The 1,518-nt window shown below is 43.5% G+C and carries 2 protein-coding genes; both read right to left on the bottom strand.

Annotation, left to right across the window (positions count from 1 at the left end):
* The coding region (locus ACGF63_RS22810) for a hypothetical protein (protein WP_387633367.1) at positions 1-445 on the bottom strand (445 nt) is incomplete at its 3' end.
* On the bottom strand, positions 442-1,518 hold a 1,077-nt coding region (locus ACGF63_RS22805; RefSeq protein ID WP_387633366.1), incomplete at its 5' end, for a hypothetical protein. The genes ACGF63_RS22805 and ACGF63_RS22810, both read right to left, overlap by 4 nt.

Below are 1,518 nucleotides of genomic sequence, written 5' to 3'. Positions count from 1 at the left end.
TATAACGATAATATAAATATTTTCTTAGTGAAATTTCTTTATCATTACCGATATAACGGACATCTTCCATATCAGCAGGTAGATCATTGCGCAGATAAAATTCTTCGCCATATTTTTTTTTTGCATAACCAACCCATCGATGAATAGCTTCCTCATTTTTTTTTCGCGATTCCATGAAATCATTAATGTTTAACACTAGGCTACTGATAATTCCTAGTGTGACTGGGATTAGATTAATGCTCCTAAAACGGCGTTGTGGATTACGGATATGACATTCTTTATTATCAAGGTAGTCCAGTATTTCCACATGCTTAATGGTTTCTTCATCCTTAATATCTGGTGGTGCGGCCAGAAGTTCTTTTTCCCAGCGGGCCAGCCGTTTAGCTGGCAGCGGATGAATAGTAGGAAACCATTTTTTAAGTAAACTTTTTAGTCGTTGCTTCATAGTGTGCGCTCTCCGTCAAAACTGCCCTTAATGGTATTTTCTGCTGTAGGTTCTTCTCCCTGGAGATAACGCATAGGGGCGACGACATTTTCTGATTGCTCATAATACCAGTACAGTTTGCTACTGCGAGGGTAAACGCCCATTGTTTCTGAGATGACTACTTCCAGCGTTGCCGTATCGCCATTCAGGGTCAGTTTGGCCTGCTTCTTAGCTTCCCTGAATTTGGTACTACGGAAGGTATCAGGGATATATTTGCGGTGGTTAATTTCAACATAATTGATTTTTCCTTCCCGGTAGTGAGGAGTTCTGAATGGAGTCACAAAGATCTCGCAGATATTTGAGAGACCCATCTGAAAAGCTGGCAGGGTAAAACAATAGGTGGTGACACCAAATCCCTGCTGTATTTTTAGTTGTGGCTGAATAAACAGATTTAGAAATTCTTGGTTTTCTATAATAAAACAGTTATTAATAACATCACTCATTTCTCTAGCATCTTGTAACTGATTTGATATAGATGGTCGTTCATCCACAGGCCAAAAATCATACTTATCTCCAGCCCCCCAAAAACAGTTATTCAGCACTTTTTCCAAATCTGACCAGGCGCTGCTGGCCTGGACAATACTGCCCCCGATAAGCAAACTGGCTCCCACAACCAGCCATGTCAGCAGTCCTGCTGTCATGACCGAGCCGGCGGCAAAGAAGACTAATCCTACCGTTGTTAGGATAATGGAGCCTGTTCCGATAGCGATATCACTGTAAGCTTCTACACTATTACCCACTTTGAAAGCGTTATTGGCATCATAGAAGGAGACCAGCGCCCCTAAATAACCTGCCACGCTACCGGCAACCCGGGAGAACTGACTGACCATAGCTGTATTGACAGCAGGCACTTTTATGCCGTTCATCAGCGCCTTGACTATCGGGGAATTTACCTTGCTCGCCAGTGTTGAACCCAGAGAGGTCAAATCGGCACTCATACCAATCACCGCGGTACTAAAACGCAGCAGACTCATATAGGACGGTCCGGGCTGTAACGGGTTGTTGCGGGCATATTCTGTCTGCGTGAGCACGTC

The organism is Photorhabdus sp. RM322S (assembly GCF_042879395.1).
In the GTDB taxonomy this organism is placed as follows: Bacteria; Pseudomonadota; Gammaproteobacteria; order Enterobacterales; family Enterobacteriaceae; genus Photorhabdus; species Photorhabdus khanii.
This window is presented reverse-complemented; position numbering and strand designations above follow the sequence as displayed.